This window comes from Nakamurella sp. (genome assembly GCF_044224575.1).
Classification (GTDB): Bacteria; Actinomycetota; Actinomycetes; order Mycobacteriales; family Nakamurellaceae; genus Nakamurella.
Genome location: NZ_JBGAKE010000014.1, coordinates 13,001 through 29,340 on the forward strand (window position 1 = coordinate 13,001; position 16,340 = coordinate 29,340).

A 16,340-nucleotide genomic window follows, 5' to 3' on the forward strand; every position below is an offset into this window, starting at 1 on the left:
CCGAGGTCAGTCGTCGTTCACCGCGTTGAGCAGGTCGTAGATCTCCTGCGCGGAGCCGGCGGCGATCAGCTTGTCGACCTCGTCCATGTCCGAGAAGATGATCGCGACCTTGCCCAGGATCTCCAGGTGGCCGCCCTCGTAGCCGGCGATGCCGATGGCGAACCGGACCTCGTTGCCGTCCCTCCGGGCCGACGGCACCGGAATCGACCAGGATCTGCCCGGCCTCCCGGATCGCGTCGTCCTTGCCGGCCGCCGTTCCCGGCGTCTTGATCTGCGAGACAGAGAGGATGTCGCTCATGGTCCCGACAATGGCATAGAACCCGCGGGTGTGCAGCGGAGACCGCGGCGCCGCCAACGGGGCCGGACGTGGAGCACCCCGGGACCGGCGTCCGATCCCGGGGTGTGGTGACGACGGCCTCGTGCTCAGGTGGCGGGGGCGCCGTTGGTCTCGCGCAGCTCCTCGACGATCTCGTCGTACTTCGGGCTGCTCATGAAGTTGGACACCGAGACATGCTGCGCCGAGGGGGCTTTGTCCCGGGCCCGCGGGGTCAGGTCCTGATGGGTGACGATCAGGTCGACATCGTCGACCAGGTTCGCGATCGCCACGTTGACCACCGTGACATCGGTGAACCCGGCCTTCTTGATCTTGTTCCGGAGCACCGACGCACCCATCGCCGACGACCCCATCCCCGCATCACAGGCGAACACGATCTTGCGGATCGGCGTCGACCGGGTCGCCGCCTCCCGCGCCTCGTCGGCCTGCTCGGTACTGGCCTCGATATCGGTCAACACCCCCGACACCGACGACTTCTTCCCCTTCATACCCTCCATCTGCGCCGTCGCCGCCGCCAGATCACCGTTGTCATCGGACTTGCGGCTGGCCCGCAGGATGATCGAGGCAATCACGAAACTCGTCGTCGCCGACAACAACACCGACAACGCGACCCCGACGAAACTGCCGCCCGGCGTCTGCAGGAACACCGCGATGATCGACCCCGGCGCCGCCGGCGCCCGCAACCCCGCGTTGAAGATCGTCAACGTCAGAATGCCGACCATCCCACCGCTGATCGTGGCCAGCAACGTCAACGGCTTCATCAGCACATACGGGAAATAGATCTCATGGATCCCACCGAAGAACTGGATGATCGCCGCCGCCGGCGCCGTGCTCTTCGCCAGGCCCGTCCCGAAGATCGAGTACGCGATCAGCAGGCCGACACCCGGACCCGGATTCGCCTCCAACAGGAACAGGATCGACTGCCCCGTCTCGGCCGACTGGTTGATCCCCAACGGCGTCAACACCCCATGGTTGATCGCGTTGTTCAGGAACAACACCTTCGCCGGCTCGATGATGATGCTCGCCAACGGCAACAGACTGTGCGCGATCAGCCAGTCCACCCCACTGCCCAACGCATCCGAGATCGCCCGGAAGATCGGCCCGAACACATAGAACGAGGCCACCGCCAACCCCGCCGACAAAATGCCCGCGGAGAAGTTGTTCACCAACATCTCGAACCCGGGCTTGATCTTGCCGTCCCAGATCGCGTCGACCTTCTTCATCAGCCACGCCGCGAGCGGACCCATGATCATCGCGCCCATGAACATCGGCTCCGTGGTGCTCATGATCACGCCCATCGTCGCGACCACCGCCACCACCGCGCCGCGCACCCCGTACACCATCCGGCCGCCCTGCGCCGCGATCAGGATCGGCAACATGTACCGCACCATCGGCCCGACCAGGCCCGGGTTCGCCGCACCCGCGTCATCGACCCCGAACCCACCGATCACCGCGATCGGGAACGGCCCCTTCTCGATGAACAACGCCGTGATGAAACCCCACGCGATGAACGCCGCAATGTTCGGCATGATCATCCCGGACAGGAACGTGCCGAACTTCTGCACCGCCACCCGGCTACTACTGGTCTTGCTGGCGGGTACCGCTTCGGTACTCACAACTGATCCCCTTCCTCGGGCAGGGCGGGCCCGACTGCGGCCCGCGGGGCATGCCTGCATGGCCCACTCCCGGGACTCCCGGTTGGGCAATCGACAAGCAGGACAATGTGATCGAGACCCGCCCAGGGCGGAAGCCGGGGGTGACTCAGGTCTCAACTGCCGAGAACTGTAGGGCATGTCCCGGGGGTATGTCACCGGTGACAGAGAAATTGGTCAAAGTTTCTGTCACCGGTGACAGAGCGGTGCCTGTCATCGGTGACATACTGGCCGGGATGCGGCGGGCGGGACAGCGCCCGTCGATGCGGCGCAACCGGTTGAGGGAGCGGCAGTGAGCGAGGCGTGCCGAGCGAGCCGGGGATACCGGCAGCGGTCCGGCGCCGGGGTGGCCGAGCCGGTGAGGCCGGACCGGGGAGGATCGCGGTGAGCGAGGCTTGCCGAGCGAGCCGTTGGCCCTGGCCGCGGTTCGGTGCCGGGGCGGCCGAGCCGGTGAGGCCGGACCGGGGAGGATCGCCGACCGAGGCTTGCCGAGCGAGCCGGGGGTACCGGGAGGTGCACCAGTGAGCACGATGCGGGACGTCGCCCACCGGGCCGGGGTGAGCGCCAAGACGGTGTCCCGGGTGATGAACAACGACCGGTACGTCTCGGACGACGTGCGCGCGCGGGTGCTGCAGGCGGTCGAGGAGCTGCAGTACGTACCGAACGTGATGGCGCGAAGTTTCCGTTCCGGACAGGACACGGCGATCGGGGTGGCGGTGCCGATCCTCAACGAGTTCTTCGGCCAGGTCATCGAGTCGGTGGAACGGTTGGCCCGCGAGCGGGGGGTCGCCATGTACCTGACGTGTCTGGGTGACGATCCCGCGGCCGAGCAGCCGGCGATCGAGGCCCTGCTCAGCCGCAACGTGGTCGGTTTGCTGGTCGCACCGATCGCGGAGGACCAGTCGTATCTCAAGCCGTGGCGCGAGCGGACGTCGATGGTTTTCATGGATCGGCGCCCGCGAAAACTCACGGCGTCCTTCGTCGCGCACGACGACACCGGCGGCACCCGGCTGGCGATCAACCATCTGCTGGATCACGGGCACCGCCGGATCGCGTTCGCCGGGGATTCGCAGAGCGTGCCCACCACGGCTCGCCGCCGGACCACCTACGAGCTGACCCTGTTCGACGGTGGAGTCGGCCTCGATCCATTCCTGGTGTCCTGGAACGCCCATCGCGTGCCGGTGATGCCGCGGCTGCTGAATCTGCCGGCGCCGCCGACGGCAGTCTTCTCGGCCAGCCCGGACTGTTCGATGCCGATCGTCCGGCAGTTGCAGGCCGCGGGTCGCACCGACATCGCCCTGGTCGGCTTCGGCGACTTCGAGATGGCCGACGCGCTGACGCCGGCGGTCACCGTGGTCGAGCAGGACCCGGCCGAGCTCGGCCGGCTGGCCGCGACCCGCCTGTTCCAGCGCATCGACAACCCGGACAAACGGCTGCCCCGGCAGACCGTGGTGCCGACCGCGCTGGTCCGTCGTGGGTGCTGCCTGCGCACCCGCGTCGGCCCGGCCGCCTGAGCGCGGCGGCCCCGGCTACCATCGCGGGCGTGCCCACCCCCGAGCCGCCGACCGGTGCTCCGTCGGCGCTGACCCACGTCGATGCCACCGGCGCGGCCCGCATGGTCGACGTGTCCGGCAAGTCGGTGTCGGCCCGGCAGGCGCTGGCCACCGGCGTGCTGCGCACGACCGCCGAGGTCGCGTCGCTGTTGCGGCGCGGCGGGCTGCCCAAGGGCGATGCGCTGGCCACCGCCCGGATCGCCGGGATCATGGCGGCCAAGCGCACGCCCGACCTGGTGCCGTTGTGCCATCCGATCGCGATCTCGGGGGTGACGGTCGACCTGACGGTCGGCGAGGCCGAGGTGCGGATCGCGGCGACCGTGCGGACCGCCGACCGCACCGGCGTGGAGATGGAGGCGCTGACCGCCGTGGCGGTGGCCGGGCTCACCCTGCACGACATGGTCAAGGCGGTCGATCCGGCCGCCGTGCTCGACGCGGTGCGCGTCGAGCGCAAGGAGGGCGGCAAGACCGGCACCTGGACCCGTCCGGACGGCCGGTGACCATGACCCGAACCGCGGTGGTCATCATCGCCTCCTCCCGGGCGGCCGCCGGGGTGTACCCGGACCGGACCGGGCCGCTGATCCAGACATGGCTGCAGGAGCGAGGTTTCACGGTTGCCGGACCGGTGGTGGTGGCCGACGGGCCGGACGTGGGGGCGGCGTTGCAGGAGGCGATCGGTGCGGACCTGGTGCTGACGTCCGGCGGCACCGGCATCTCGCCGACCGACTCCACCCCGGAGGAAACGGCCCCGCTGCTGGACGTGCCGATTCCCGGTTTGGCCGCCGCCATCCGGGCCGAGGGCAGCGACAAGGTGCCCACCGCGGTGCTCTCCCGGGGGTTGGCCGGCGTCGCCGGGCACACCCTGATCGTGAACCTGCCGGGTTCCACCGGAGGCGTCCGGGACGGCCTGGCCGTGCTGGGCCAGGTGCTGGATCACGCATTGGACCAGATCCGCGGCGGTGACCACCGGTGAACACGGCATGCCGGGCGGTCCGATGACCGGGCGGGTGGGACTGACCCGGGTCACCGGCGACCCCCTCGACCCGGCGGAACACTATGCCGCGGTGCAGGATCCGGCCGCCGGCGCCACGGTGTCGTTCGCCGGGGTGGTCCGCGACCACGACCACGGCCGGGACGTCACCGAGCTCGACTATTCCGAGCATCCGACCGCCGCGGCGGTGGTCGCCGAGGTGGCCGCCGAGATCGCCGCCCGACCTGGGGTGATCGCGGTAGCCGTGTCGCACCGGGTCGGACGGTTGCGGGTGGGCGACATCGCCCTGGCCGCAGCGGCTTCCGCCGCGCACCGGCGGGAAGCGTTCACCGCCTGCATGGACCTGGTGGACGAGGTCAAGCGCCGGTTGCCGGTGTGGAAGCGTCAGGTGTTCACCGACGGCACCGACGAATGGGTCGGCTCGGCCTGAAACCCGCTATCGGAAGGAACAGTTCATGACCGCAGCGGACGAGGCGCCGATCAGCGTGACCGACAACCCGGAGCAGCGGCGCTTCGAGATTCACGTCGGTGACGCGCTGGCCGGGTTCACCGAGTACCGGCCGACGGGGGATCGATATGCGTTCGTGCACACCGAGATCGGTGACGAGTTCGGCGGTCGCGGCCTCGCCTCCCGGCTGATCAAGGACACCCTGGACGCGATGCGGGCCCGCGGCATCGCCGTGCTGCCGTACTGCCCGTTCGTCAAACGCTACATCCAGCGGCATGCCGACTACCAGGACCTGGTGCCGGCCGACGAGCGCGAGAAGTTCGAGATCCCGGCCGGCTGACCGGTCCCTTCAGCGCTACCCGGTGAGGCCGCGCAAGATGTCCGCCGTGTGGGTGTAGCCGAGAAAGTGCCCGGCGCCCGGCACCCGTTCGAGCCGGCCGTGCGGCACGGCCGCGGCCAGCGCGGCACTCCAGGCCGGCGGGACCAGATCGTCGGCGTCGCCGTGCCAGAAGGTGACCGGACCGGGGATGTCCGCCGGGGCGAACCCCCACGGGCGGACCCAGGCCCGGTACTCCTCGACCATCCCGTCGCCGCCATCCAGGGCGGCCGCGGCGGCCGCCGCGATCCCCGGGTCGGGCAGGGCCTCCAGGGTGGATGCCTCGTCGGGTTGCGCGGCCCGCAGGGTCAGGTGCGCCCATGCCGCGGGGGTGTGCCGGGCGATCCCGCCGAGCGCGCGGAAGGTGGTGGCGGCGACGTGCGGGTGGTGCCGGGCCAGCAGGGTGAGGCGCCGATCCATGGTGTTGAGTTCCCGGAAGGTGCTGTCGTCGTCGAGCGGTCGGCAGCCGGCGACCACCGCCGTCGACCGGATGCGGTCCGGCAGCAACGCCGCGCAGGCCAGCGCGTACTGGCCGCCCATCGACCAGCCGAGCACCGACGCCGTGTCCGCGCCGAGCACATCCAGCAATGCCTGGACGTCGCCGGCCCAATCGCCGGTGGTCCGCCCCGGTGCGGCACCGGATGCCCCCAGGCCCGGCCGGTCCGGCGAGACGATCCGGATGCCCAGGTCCCGGGCGACGGTATCGAACGGGGCGGCGTCCAACCCGCACACCAGGCCGCCATGGCAGTTCACGACCACCAGGCCGTCCGGCGCCCCGTAGCAGCGGTAGCCCAGCTCCCGGCCATCGCCCAGATCGAGCGCTTCGGTCACCGGATCTCCAGCGCACCGGGACGGGCCTCGCTCGGGAAGCGGCGGTCCGGGCCACCGTGCGCGGGTCCGGGGTGCCGCACGGCCACCGGGAATTCCCGGGCCGTGGCCGGCATCGACCGCATACAGTCGGCGGACATCGGCGTGCTCATCCGGCCCTCCGTTCGCCCTCGGCGCAACGGCCGCGGGAAGGCGACGGTACCGCGGCGCAGTTGTAGTCGCTGATGCCAGGAGTGCGAGTGCCAGGAGAGTGCCGATGACCAGACCCGGTGGCCGGATGGCCGGAGCCAGCGCCTGGCGAACGATGCACCAGGACAGCTCGGTGGTGGAGCACAAGCTGGCGAAGGGGACCCTGCGTCGGGTCGTGTCGTTCGCCCGGCCGTTCCGTCGCGAGCTGGCGATCTTCCTGCTGCTGACGGTGATCTCGTCGGTCATCGGCGTGCTGACTCCACTACTGGCCGGTGATGTGGTCAACGAGATCAGCGGCAACGGCACCGTGCAGGCCGTGGTCAGGATCGCGCTGATCATCGGTGGGCTGGCGGTCGTGGACGCGCTGATCTCGCTCGGCACCCGCTGGTACTCGTCGCGGATCGGCGAGGGTCTGATCTTCGACATGCGGACCAAGGTGTTCGAGCACGTGCAGCGGATGTCGCTGGCGTTCTTCACCCGCACCCAGACCGGCGCCCTGGTGAGTCGGCTCAACAACGACGTGATCGGCGCGCAGCAGGCGTTCACGTCCACCCTGTCCGGCGTGGTCGCCAACGTGATCGGGCTGATCCTCACCGCGGCCGTGATGCTGACCCTGTCCTGGCAGGTCACCGTGCTCTCGCTGATCCTGCTGCCGGTATTCGTGCTGCCGGCGCGCCGGTTCGGCCGCAAGCTGCAGCAGCTCACCCGGGAGAGCTACAACCTCAATGCGTCGATGAACACCACGACCACCGAGCGGTTCAACGTCTCCGGTGCGTTGCTGGTCGCCCTGTTCGGGCGCCCGGAGGTGGAGGCGGATTCTTTCCGCGACCGGTCCGGACGGGTCCGCGACATCGGCATCACCACCGCCATGTACGGGCGGGTCTTCATCGTCGCGCTCACCCTGGTCGCCGCGTTGGCCCAGGCCCTGACCTATGGGCTCGGCGGCGCGCTGGCGCTGAACGGGGCCATGGAGCCGGGGGCGGTCGTGTCGCTGGCGCTGCTGCTGAGCCGGCTGTACGGGCCGCTGATGGCGCTGTCGAACGTGCGGGTGGACGTGATGAGCGCGCTGGTCTCGTTCGAGCGGGTCTTCGAGGTGCTGGACCTGCAGCCGTTGATCACCGAGAAACCGGACGCCCGGACGTTGCCGATGGGGGAGCAGTCGATCGAGTTCCGGGACGTGCACTTCGCCTATCCGGGCGCCGACGAGGTGTCGCTGGCGTCCCTGGAGGACGTCGCCGTCAACGATCACAGCCCGCGGCACCCGGTCCTGCACGGCGTGAGCTTCACCGCCCGGGCCGGGGAGTTGGTGGCCCTGGTCGGTCCGTCCGGGGCGGGCAAGACGACCATCTCCCAGCTGGTGCCCCGCATCTACGACGTCGACACCGGCGCGGTGCTGGTCGGCGGCCACGACGTGCGGGACGTGACGCTGCAGTCCTTGCGGGACGCGATCGGCGTCGTCGCCCAGGATGCCCACCTGTTCCACGACACGATCCGGGCCAATCTGCTCTACGCGCGGCCCGAGGCGACCGAGGACGAGCTGATCGCGGCCCTGCGCGCGGCCCAGATCTGGGAGCTGGTTGCCCGGTTGCCCGAGGGCCTGGGCACCGTGGTCGGCGACCGGGGGCACCGGCTCTCGGGTGGGGAGAAGCAGCGGCTGGCCATCGCCCGCGTGCTGCTCAAGGCGCCGGCCGTGGTCATCCTCGACGAGGCCACCGCCCACCTGGACTCCGAGTCGGAGGTGGCGGTGCAGCGGGCGCTGGCCGAGGCGCTGCGCGGCCGCACATCGTTGGTGATCGCGCACCGGCTCTCCACCATCCGCAGTGCCGACCGGATCGTCGTGGTCGACGGCGGCCGGGTCGTGCAGTCCGGCACGCACGACGAGCTGCTGGAGCAGGGTGGGCTGTACGCGGAGCTCTACCGGACGCAGTTCCGGCACCAGGCCGACGAGGCGGGTCCGGTCCGGATCCCGTAGGCCGTCCGCGGCGGGCGCCTGATCCGGGCGAAAATGACGCGGGCTGCGCCTACCGCCCGAGCCACACCAGGACGTTGATGACGTCGCGGGCGGCTTGCAGTGCCCGGATCTCCGACGGCGTCAACAGTGGCGCGGCGGTCACCAGCAGGTCGTCGATACCTGTGGACACGTCCCTGCAGCTCTCGACCTGCCCGCCCGACAGGCGAGGTCGGTCCTCATCGCCCGGCCCGCACACCGCCACCCCCGACGAGCCCGCTTCACGTGGATACACCGTGCCCCCCTTCCTCGGAACTACTGAAGGTCAACCATGCAAACCCGAGTGACGCACATTCGATCACACGAATGGGGGCAGAAATGGGATCAAGGCCCGATTGCGCCCAGCTGGGGTATGACCCAGGTCGGAGACCCGATCGGGGCGTATCCCCGACGGATGACGGACGATCAGCACCGCCCGGGCCGCCGGATAGCGTCCCGACGACCGACAGACCTGGCCGGACGACTTCGTTGCGGCCACGGCAGGATGGATCGGTGTCCGACCACCGCCTGCCCGACCCGCTCGTGGTCCATCCCGTTGCCGATCCGGGGGCGGTCGTCCGCGGCGAGAAGTACCGGATCACCGTGCTCACCGATGGCCTGCTGCGACTGGAGTACGCCGACGACGGGGCGTTCGAGGACCGGGCGTCGGAGTTCGCGCTGCACCGGGAGCAGCCGGTGCCGCCGTTCGTCGTCCGGGACGCCGGGCATGCCCTGGAGATCGTCACCGACCGGTTGCACCTGATCTATGACCGCGGACCATTCACCACCAGCGGGCTGTCCGTCCAGGTCCGCGGCAACATCAGCAGCTACCACTCCGTGTGGCGGTACGGCGAGCCCGTCGGGGACCTCGGCGGTACCGCCCGCACCCTGGACCTGGCCGACGGTCGCATCCCGCTCGAGCCCGGGGTCGCCTCGCGGCTGGGCTTCTCCGTCATTGACGACTCGCGCAGCCTGCTCCTCGACGCCGACGGTTGGGTCGCACCCCGGCCTCCCGGGCGCACCGATCTGTATCTTTTCGCCTACGGCCACGACTACCCGGCGGCCGTCCAGGCGTTCTACGCCGTCAGCGGCCACCCGCCGGTGCTGCCCCGGTGGGCGCTGGGCAACTGGTGGAGTCGTTACCACCGGTACACCGCGGCCGAATACCGTGAGCTGATCGAACGGTTCCGCGCCGAGGGACTTCCGTTCAGCGTGAGCGTCATCGACATGGATTGGCACCTGGTCGATGTCGATCCGGCGCACGGGTCCGGGTGGACCGGCTACAGCTGGAATCGGGAGCTGTTCCCCGACCCCGCGGCGTTTCTGGAGTGGTTGCACGCCAACGGGTTACGGGTCACGTTGAACGTGCATCCGGCCGACGGGGTACGGGCCTTCGAGGATTCCTACCCGGCGATGGCCGCCGCGCTGGGCCGGGACGCGGCGGCGGCGGAGCCCATCGCATTCGACGTCACCGACCGGGATTTCCTGGCCGCCTATTTCGAGGTGCTGCACCGGGAGCTGGAGCGTGAGGGTGTGGACTTCTGGTGGCTGGACTGGCAATCCGGGCCGCACTCGCGCGTCATCGGTATCGACCCGCTGTGGATGCTCAATCACTTCCACTTCCTGGACAGCCGGCGCGGCGGTGCCGGGTTGACCTTCTCCCGCTACGCCGGACCGGGCAGTCACCGCTACCCGGTCGGCTTCTCCGGCGACGCGGTGATCAGCTGGGCGTCGCTGGATTTCCAGCCGGAGTTCACCGCCACCGCGGCCAACATCGGCTACGGATGGTGGAGTCATGACATCGGCGGTCACATGTTCGGGGCCAAGGACGACGAGCTGACCGCGCGATGGGTTCAGCTCGGCACCTTCTCGCCGATCCTGCGGCTGCATTCGGGGTCCAACCCGTTCATCCACAAGGAGCCCTGGACTCTCGAACCCGCCACCCGGGCGGTGATGACCACCTACCTGCGCCTTCGCCATCGCCTCGTCCCGTACCTGCACACGATGAACCATCTTGCGGCGCAGGGTGCCCCGATCGTCCAGCCGATGTACTGGGCGTACCCGGAACGGGACGAGGCCTATACGGTGCCCAACGAGTTCCGGTTCGGCACCGAGTTGATCGTCGCGCCGATCACCGCGCCGGCCGACCCGATCAGCCGGTTGGGCGCCACGACCGCCTGGTTGCCGCCCGGCGACTGGGCCGACATCCGTACCGGCTGGCGCTACACCGGGGACCGGACAATCGTGCTGCATCGGGAACTCGCCGACGTCCCGGTGCTCGCCCGGGCCGGCGCGATCGTCCCGCTCGATGCGGCGCAGGTGCCGGGCAACGACCCGGTGAACCCGGCGGCGCTGGAGCTCCTCGTGGTGCCGGGCGCGGCCGGGGCCTTCGACCTGATCGAGGACGACGGCCACGGCGGGACCGTGACCACCCCGATCCGGTACGACGACGCCTCCGGGACGCTGACGGTCGGGCCGGCCGTCGGCGCGGTGAGTTGCCTGCCGGCGTTGCGCAACTGGTCGGCGATGATCCCCGGCGGCCCGACCGGCCCGGCCATCTCCGCCCCGCCGGGCGAGCCGGTCACGGTGCCCCTGGGCCCGTCGCCGGAACCCGACGTCGATGCGGACCTGTTCCACCGCCTGGACCTGGCCCACCTCGACCACGAACTCAAGGTCAGTGCACTGCGGGTGTGCTCCGCCGACCGGCCGGTCGGCACCCGCCTGAGCCACCTGCACGCCATCGGTCTGCCCCGGGCGGTCGAATCGGCGCTGATCGAGGCGCTGACCGCCGCGCAGCCTTCGGCCTGCTGACGGCCCGGATGGCGAGGTCGCAGTAGTTGCCGGGCTGAGGGCGGCCGCGCCTCGCCGGACGGACCGGCGACCGCGAATCCGCATGGCTCCACGCATGTCGCCCCCGGCCCGGCGGACCACCCGGCCGGCGAGGCGTGCGCGTGCCGCGCCGCACGTGTGCGGACCGGTCTCGCGGACCCTGTTGTTCCTTGGTACATTAGTTGAGTAACGAACCACCGAAGTGATGAATCATGGGTCCTGTGGAGGTGACTGTGCTGGACGAGGGGTCGCCCCTGTTCCTGCAGATCGCCCAGCAGCTGTCCACGGACATCATCGAGGGCACGCTGGCCGAGGGGTCGCGGGTGCCGTCGACCAACGAGTTCGCCGCGTTCTACCGGATCAACCCGGCGACCGCGGCGAAGGGCATCAACCTTCTGGTCGACGACGGTGTGTTGGAGAAGCGCCGCGGCATCGGGATGTTCGTCATCGTCGGGGCCCGGGACCGGTTGATCCAGCTGCGCCGCAAGGAGTTCGCCGAGCAGTTCATCGACCCTCTGCTCGTCGAGGCCCGGCGGCTCGGCATCACCGCCGACGAGCTGGTCGATCTCATCCGGCCGGGGCCGGCAGACCACGACAGGCAGAAGCTCTCGAACGAAAAGGAAGGGGGAGCGTCATGACACCGGCAGTTGTCGTCGACCACGTCTCGCGCCGCTATCGCGGGGTCACCGCGCTGGACGATGTATCGGTCGCATTCGAGGAGGGCACCATCACCGGCCTGCTGGGCCGCAACGGGGCCGGTAAGTCCACGCTGATGCGCATCATCACCGCGCAGGAGTTCGCATCGGCGGGCACCGTCCGGGTACACGGCCGCAACCCGCTCGAGCACGACGACGTGCTCCGCACGATGTCATTCGTCAAGGAAAGCCAGCTCTACCCGGACATCAAAGTCAAACGGGTGATCGAAGCGGCATCCTGGTTCTACCCCCACTGGAACCACGAGCTCGCCGGCCGGCTGATCGAAGACTTCAACCTGCCAGTGAAGCGGCCGGTGAAGAAGGTCTCCCGCGGCATGCACTCGGCGGTCGGCATCGTCATCGGGCTGGCCTCCCGCGCCGAGATCACCCTGTTCGACGAGCCCTACCTGGGCCTGGACGCAGTGGCCCGGCAGATCTTCTACGACCGGCTGCTGGCCGACTACGCCGAGCATCCGCGCACGATCCTGCTGTCCACCCACCTGATCGACGAGGTGGCCAATCTGCTCGAGCGGGTGGTGGTCATCAAGGCGGGCCGGATCGTCGTCGACGAGCCGGCCGACGAATTGCGCGGACGCGCGGTCGTGGTGACCGGGCCGGCGGGCGCGGTCGACGACTTCACCGCCCATCGGGAGGTGCTCAGCCGGCAGGGGGTCGGCTCCATCGCCGCGGCCACCGTCACCGGACCGTTGGACGACGTCGCCCTGGCCTGGGCCCGGGAGATGAACCTGCAGATCGAATCGGTCTCGTTGCAGGAATTCGTGGTGCGCACCGCGGCGCAAGCTGCGGGCGCCGACCGCACGGAAAGGATCTCGGCATGAGCGCGGCGTGCGGAGCGGACCAAGGCGACAGCGGCTTCGCTCCCCGGAGTGGCGGCACCGAACACGGTGGCGGTGCCGGGCCGGAGAGCGACCCGATGGGAGGGACGGCATGACGGGCGGGCCGGCCGGAGGGCTCAAAGAAGCCGCGACCGGTCAACCAGGTCGGTCCGATGGCGGCCTCAACCCCGCGGCCATCGGCCGCGTCGCCCGCCTTCACCTGGTGGACCGGTACTCCTACACCTGGCTGGTCTGGGGCGTGCTCATGTTCGCCTTCGCGGTCAACCTGGTCATCTTCGCCGTGCTCCCGCTGACCCAGCCGGAAGGCAACTACACGGGTGGCCTGATCACGATCTACTTGTTCCTGCTGGTCATCGGGGTCCAATCGGCCACCAAGTTCCTGCCGTTCGCGCTGACCCTCGGGGTGAGCCGGCGCACCTACTACGTCGGCACCGTGGCCCTCGTCGTCGGCCTGTGCGCGCTGTACTCGGTGGTGCTGACCGTCCTGTGGTGGATCGAGGGGCTGACCAACGGTTGGGGGCTCCAGCTGCACTTCTTCCGCGTGCCCTGGATCCTGGACGGTCCCTGGTACCAGGTGCTGCTCACCAACTTCGTGCTGCTGTCCGTGGTCTTCCTGTTCGGCCTGTGGTCCGGGCTGATCTACCGGAGGTTCGGGCTGGTCGGTGCGGTGGTGTTCTTCGCCGCACTTACCCTGCTGCTGGTCGGCGCGGCCATCCTGATCACCTGGGCGGGGGCCTGGCCGCAGGCCGGTCGATTCCTGGTCGACCTGAACATCGTCGATGCCAGTCTGCTCGTCGCGCTGGTGGCCGTGGTGGCGGAAATGACGAAGGCCGCGACCCGAAACCCGGGTCGCGGCCTTCACCATGCTCGGCCGGTCAGGCCGGGCCGGGCACCTTGAACGGCAGCTTGGCGCCGGACGACTGCGCGGCCAGGGCCATGAAGTACGTCAACGCCGCCGTGGTGACGACAGCAGCGAAGACCCCGAAACCGGGGCCGAAGGAGAGCGTAATGCCGAAGCCCGCCAGTTCGCTCGAGTACCCGCCCGCGTAGATGAAGGTCTGGATCAAGACGCCCAGCATCAGCACGAACGACCCGGCTGCCGCGTAGGCCAGCCAGACCGGCTTCACCTGGCCGGGTTTGATCACTCCAAACAGCTCGAGGGCGTAAACGACGCCGACCGCGACGGCGAGCAGCACCGGCAGAGCCCACCACTGGTGCCAGCCGTTGAGCCAGGCGCCTGGAATATCTGATACGGACCAGAACGGTAGAAATGACACGACGAAGGTGAGCGCTGCCGACCCGAGGACACCCCAGCCCGCGATGGTGATCTTCGACATGTCGAAGCTGGGCGACGGGCCGGCCGCCGCGGGCGGATAGGCACCGGGCGCGGCGGGATAGCCCGGCGGGCCATAGGCGCCGCCCGGTGGTGGGCCCGGCTGGTAGCCCTGCGGTGGACCCTGCTGGTACCCGGGTGGGGGTCCCGGTTGATATCCGGGCGGGGGGCCCGGTTGATATCCGGGCGGCGGTCCCTGCTGGTACCCGGGCGGCGGTCCCTGCTGGTACCCGGGCGGGGGTCCCGGTTGATATCCGGGCGGGGGGCCCTGCTGGTACCCGGGCGGGGGTCCCGGTTGATATCCGGGCGGGGGTCCCGGTTGATATCCGGGCGGCGGTCCCTGCTGATAGGTCGGCTGGAACGTCGTGGGTGGCGGCTGCGCACCAGTGGGCGGTTGGCCCGCCTGGCCGCCCGACGGATCCTTGGACATGGACGGGCCGACGGTCGGAATCGGGCCGGTCGAACCGTGCCCGGTGGCGTCGGCCCGGTCGGGGCCGGGCTGCCCGGACGACGAGCGCTCGTCCGGGACGTCGCCCGAGGGCGGTGGCCCCCCGGGGGGTGATTGGGTCACGATCGGACCTCCTGGTCGATGACGATGGCCGCTGCGGACTTCCGCGCACGGCTCACTGCGACGGTAGCTCCGGCGCAGCGGGCATCGGTAGCGGACACGCGGCGACGCCGGGTGACTCCGCGTGCTCAGACCAGCAGTTTCGCCCGCCGCGCCGTGCTTCGATTGCTCCGAACGATTCAGGCCACCCTCGGGTCCGCCGCGGCCCTGCCGCTCAACCCGCCGAAGGCGTCCCCCCACTGGGTCCGGGTGGGTGCCCTGGTGGCGGCCACCGGGTCAGCCGCCGGCGAACGGTGGCAGCACGTCCAGCACCTGGCCGTCCAGCACGACGGTCCCCGGGCCGTGCACGGCGACCTCGTCGAGCAGGAACGAGCATCGGGGGAGGACCCGGCTCAGCTCCGGGTGTCGCTCGCCGGCCGTGGCGACGACGACGCCGACGCGGGTCATCAGGTCCGGTCCGCCGGCCGGCACCGACACGATCTCCTCGGTCACCCCGGCGGCCGCCCGGGCCGCGGCGAAATACCGCACGGTCACGTCCACGCTCGGGGTGCTGGCTGCCGGGTCGCGCTCAGCCACCGATCGCGCTCATCGGCCGGTCGGGTTGCAGGAAGGACGGGTCGTCGATGCCGTGGCCGGGCAGCTTGCCCCAGGTGGTGGCCCGCCACAGCTGCGCGATCTGCTCGTCCGTGCCCCCGCCGCGCAGGATCGCGCGTAGATCGGTCTCGGCCCGGGAGAACAGGCAGGTCCGGATCTGCCCGTCCGCGGTGAGCCGGGTCCGGTCGCAGTCGCCGCAGAACGGCCGGGTGACCGAGGCGATGATGCCGACGGTGGCCGGCCCACCGTTCACCCGGAACAGTTCGGCCGGGGCGCCGAGCCGGGCGCCGGGATCGGGGCTGAGGTCGAACCGGGCGGCCAGCCGTTCCTGGATCTCGTCGGCGGTGACCATGCGGTCGCGCGACCAGACGTGCCCGGCATCCAGCGGCATCTGCTCGATGAACCGGAGCTGATAGCCGTGATCGAGAGCGAACTGCAGCAGGTCCGGCGCCTCGTGGTCGTTGACGCCGCGCAACAGCACGGCATTGATCTTCACCGGGGTCAGACCCACCGCTGCGGCGGCGTCCAGGGCGGCGAGCACGTCCCGCAGCCGGCGGCGCCGGGTGATCCGCTCGAAGGTGTCCGGATCCAGGGAGTCCAGCGAGATGTTGATCCGGTCGAGGCCGGCGTCGACGAACTCGTCGGCCCGGCGGGCGAAGCCGATGCCGTTGGTGGTCAGCGACACCTCCGGCTTGGGCCGGAGGGCACCGACCCGCGCGATGATGCCGGGAAGACCCTTGCGCAGCAGTGGCTCTCCCCCGGTGAAGCGGATCTCCTGGATACCCAGCCGGTCCACCGCGACGGTGATCACCCGAACCAGTTCGTCGTCGGAGAGCAACTCGTCCGCCGGCTGCCAGTCCAGGCCCTCCGCCGGCATGCAGTACGTGCAGCGCAGGTTGCACCGGTCGGTCAGGGACACCCGCAGATCCCGACCCCGACGACCGTGCCGATCGATCAGGTACGGGGAGTCGCCCCGCCCCGACAGGTCCGGCGGGACAGGTGCGCCCGCAACACCCACGCGTGGGATACCCAGGGCAATCGCGGTCACCCAGCCAATGTAGCCAGGGCACCGCCCGCTCGGCGAATGGGTCATAGTGGTAGGGGGG

At 70.1% G+C, this 16,340-nt stretch carries 17 protein-coding genes; 10 read left to right on the top strand and 7 right to left on the bottom strand.

What is annotated here, in order from left to right; translation table 11 throughout:
• Positions 1-6: 6 nt before the first annotated feature.
• Positions 7-198 carry a PTS sugar transporter subunit IIA gene (locus ACILSK_RS16315; RefSeq protein WP_395728232.1) on the bottom strand — a complete coding sequence of 64 codons (192 nt, stop codon included), beginning with the start codon at positions 196-198 and terminating at the stop codon, positions 7-9.
• 225 nt (positions 199-423) lie between these two features.
• On the bottom strand, positions 424-1,950 hold the full coding sequence (locus ACILSK_RS16320; RefSeq protein ID WP_395728233.1) for a PTS mannitol transporter subunit IICB: 1,527 nt from the start codon (positions 1,948-1,950) through the stop codon (positions 424-426).
• 566 nt (positions 1,951-2,516) lie between these two features.
• Between ACILSK_RS16320 and ACILSK_RS16325 the strand changes: the two genes are divergently transcribed.
• The 5 genes from ACILSK_RS16325 (at position 2,517) to ACILSK_RS16345 (ending at position 5,318) form a co-directional block, all read left to right on the top strand.
• A complete protein-coding gene (locus tag ACILSK_RS16325; RefSeq protein WP_395728330.1) occupies positions 2,517-3,500 on the top strand; it encodes a LacI family DNA-binding transcriptional regulator in 984 nt (327 codons plus the stop codon).
• 101 nt (positions 3,501-3,601) lie between these two features.
• Positions 3,602-4,039 carry a cyclic pyranopterin monophosphate synthase MoaC gene (moaC, locus tag ACILSK_RS16330; protein ID WP_395728331.1) on the top strand — a complete coding sequence of 146 codons (438 nt, stop codon included), beginning with the start codon at positions 3,602-3,604 and terminating at the stop codon, positions 4,037-4,039.
• A 2-nt stretch (positions 4,040-4,041) separates the two neighbouring features.
• Positions 4,042-4,512, top strand: coding sequence for a molybdenum cofactor biosynthesis protein B (locus ACILSK_RS16335; RefSeq protein ID WP_395728332.1), 471 nt, complete (start codon positions 4,042-4,044; stop codon positions 4,510-4,512).
• Positions 4,513-4,534: 22 nt separating this feature from the next.
• A complete protein-coding gene (locus ACILSK_RS16340; protein ID WP_395728234.1) occupies positions 4,535-4,960 on the top strand; it encodes a molybdenum cofactor biosynthesis protein MoaE in 426 nt (141 codons plus the stop codon).
• A gap of 25 nt (positions 4,961-4,985) precedes the next feature.
• Positions 4,986-5,318, top strand: a complete 333-nt coding sequence (locus ACILSK_RS16345; protein ID WP_395728235.1) for a GNAT family N-acetyltransferase — start codon at positions 4,986-4,988, stop codon at positions 5,316-5,318.
• A gap of 15 nt (positions 5,319-5,333) precedes the next feature.
• Here ACILSK_RS16345 and ACILSK_RS16350 read toward each other — a convergent pair whose 3' ends face one another.
• Entirely contained in the window at positions 5,334-6,185 is an 852-nt protein-coding gene (locus tag ACILSK_RS16350; RefSeq protein ID WP_395728236.1) for an alpha/beta fold hydrolase, read from the bottom strand.
• Positions 6,182-6,334 (bottom strand): hypothetical protein, encoded by a 153-nt coding sequence (locus tag ACILSK_RS16355; protein WP_395728237.1) that lies wholly within the window; start codon positions 6,332-6,334, stop codon positions 6,182-6,184. The genes ACILSK_RS16350 and ACILSK_RS16355 overlap by 4 nt, the downstream gene beginning before the upstream one ends.
• 104 nt (positions 6,335-6,438) lie before the next feature.
• On the opposite strand from ACILSK_RS16355, the gene ACILSK_RS16360 reads away from it, so the two are divergent.
• The 5 genes from ACILSK_RS16360 to ACILSK_RS16380 all read left to right on the top strand — a co-directional run bounded on the left by ACILSK_RS16360 (position 6,439) and on the right by ACILSK_RS16380 (position 13,637).
• Positions 6,439-8,343, top strand: a complete 1,905-nt coding sequence (locus ACILSK_RS16360) for an ABC transporter ATP-binding protein (RefSeq protein ID WP_395728238.1) — start codon at positions 6,439-6,441, stop codon at positions 8,341-8,343.
• 528 nt (positions 8,344-8,871) lie between these two features.
• Complete coding sequence (locus tag ACILSK_RS16365; RefSeq protein ID WP_395728239.1) at positions 8,872-11,169, top strand: TIM-barrel domain-containing protein; 2,298 nt, start codon at positions 8,872-8,874, stop codon at positions 11,167-11,169.
• Between the two features lie 251 nt (positions 11,170-11,420).
• Positions 11,421-11,825: a GntR family transcriptional regulator gene (locus ACILSK_RS16370; RefSeq protein WP_395728333.1), complete on the top strand. Its 405-nt coding sequence runs from the start codon at positions 11,421-11,423 to the stop codon at positions 11,823-11,825.
• Positions 11,822-12,721: an ABC transporter ATP-binding protein gene (locus ACILSK_RS16375; protein ID WP_395728240.1), complete on the top strand. Its 900-nt coding sequence runs from the start codon at positions 11,822-11,824 to the stop codon at positions 12,719-12,721. The genes ACILSK_RS16370 and ACILSK_RS16375 overlap by 4 nt, the downstream gene beginning before the upstream one ends.
• A gap of 109 nt (positions 12,722-12,830) precedes the next feature.
• Positions 12,831-13,637: an ABC transporter permease gene (locus ACILSK_RS16380; protein WP_395728241.1), complete on the top strand. Its 807-nt coding sequence runs from the start codon at positions 12,831-12,833 to the stop codon at positions 13,635-13,637.
• Here ACILSK_RS16380 and ACILSK_RS16385 read toward each other — a convergent pair.
• From ACILSK_RS16385 to moaA, 3 genes are all read right to left on the bottom strand, one after another.
• Entirely contained in the window at positions 13,615-14,076 is a 462-nt protein-coding gene (locus ACILSK_RS16385) for a hypothetical protein (protein WP_395728242.1), read from the bottom strand. The two genes, ACILSK_RS16380 and ACILSK_RS16385, sit on opposite strands and share 23 nt — an antisense overlap.
• An 840-nt stretch (positions 14,077-14,916) precedes the next feature.
• A complete protein-coding gene (locus ACILSK_RS16390) occupies positions 14,917-15,216 on the bottom strand; it encodes a MoaD/ThiS family protein (RefSeq protein ID WP_395728243.1) in 300 nt (99 codons plus the stop codon).
• Positions 15,209-16,282, bottom strand: coding sequence for a GTP 3',8-cyclase MoaA (gene moaA, locus ACILSK_RS16395; RefSeq protein WP_395728244.1), 1,074 nt, complete (start codon positions 16,280-16,282; stop codon positions 15,209-15,211). The genes ACILSK_RS16390 and moaA overlap by 8 nt, the downstream gene beginning before the upstream one ends.
• Between the last annotated feature and the right edge of the window lie 58 nt (positions 16,283-16,340).

Bases quoted from the DNA above. Each gene is read 5' to 3' on its own strand.
- ACILSK_RS16325 (WP_395728330.1), top strand. From the start codon at position 2,517: ATGCGGGACGTCGCCCACCGGGCCGGGGTGAGCGCCAAGACGGTGTCC.
- moaC (WP_395728331.1), top strand. From the start codon at position 3,602: ATGGTCGACGTGTCCGGCAAGTCGGTGTCGGCCCGGCAGGCGCTGGCC.
- ACILSK_RS16335 (WP_395728332.1), top strand. From the start codon at position 4,042: ATGACCCGAACCGCGGTGGTCATCATCGCCTCCTCCCGGGCGGCCGCC.
- ACILSK_RS16340 (WP_395728234.1), top strand. From the start codon at position 4,535: ATGACCGGGCGGGTGGGACTGACCCGGGTCACCGGCGACCCCCTCGAC.
- ACILSK_RS16345 (WP_395728235.1), top strand. From the start codon at position 4,986: ATGACCGCAGCGGACGAGGCGCCGATCAGCGTGACCGACAACCCGGAG.
- ACILSK_RS16355 (WP_395728237.1), bottom strand. From the start codon at position 6,334: ATGAGCACGCCGATGTCCGCCGACTGTATGCGGTCGATGCCGGCCACG.
- ACILSK_RS16360 (WP_395728238.1), top strand. From the start codon at position 6,439: ATGACCAGACCCGGTGGCCGGATGGCCGGAGCCAGCGCCTGGCGAACG.
- ACILSK_RS16375 (WP_395728240.1), top strand. From the start codon at position 11,822: ATGACACCGGCAGTTGTCGTCGACCACGTCTCGCGCCGCTATCGCGGG.
- ACILSK_RS16380 (WP_395728241.1), top strand. From the start codon at position 12,831: ATGACGGGCGGGCCGGCCGGAGGGCTCAAAGAAGCCGCGACCGGTCAA.
- ACILSK_RS16385 (WP_395728242.1), bottom strand. From the start codon at position 14,076: ATGTCGAAGATCACCATCGCGGGCTGGGGTGTCCTCGGGTCGGCAGCG.